Source organism: Vibrio sp. YT-19(2023), assembly GCF_033337395.1.
On record NZ_JAWOQN010000946.1, the window covers coordinates 1 to 557 of the forward strand.

Genomic DNA, 557 nt, shown 5'->3' on the forward strand with positions numbered 1-557 from the left:
ACGTTGCTCAATATTGCTATCGATGATCGACTGCAAGTCGTCCACCGAATACAGATAAGCATCGTTCAATTCGCCAACTTGCGCTTCCACATCACGTGGTACAGCAATATCGACTAACAGAATAGGTTGATGACGACGTTGTTTCAGCGCCGTTTCGACCATGCCTTTACCAATAATAGGTAACGGACTCGCTGTTGAGCTAATCACGATGTCCGCTCTTGCGAGGTGGTCTGGGATTTCGTTCAGGCTGATTACTTCTGCACCAAACTGCTCAGCTAACCCTTGAGCACGCTCTTTGGTGCGGTTTGCGACTATCATTTTTGTGCAGCCGTTCGACGCTAAGTGCTTCGCGACCAGTTCGATGGTTTCACCTGCCCCGACGAGTAAGACTGTCGAGTCAGATAACGATTCGAAAATGTGTTTTGCTAATGTACATGCGGCGTAAGCCACCGAAACAGCATTGCCACCGATATCAGTTTCCGTACGAACTCGTTTTGCAACAGAAAACGTTTCTTGGAACAACTTATCAATCGCCGAGCCTACAGCTTTAGGATCAC

The 557-nt window shown here is 47.9% G+C and carries 1 protein-coding gene; it reads right to left on the reverse strand.

Annotated features, from left to right (window positions below; genetic code table 11):
• The coding region (gene hemA, locus R7E78_RS29340) for a glutamyl-tRNA reductase (RefSeq protein WP_318059047.1) at window positions 1–557 on the reverse strand (557 nt) is incomplete at both ends.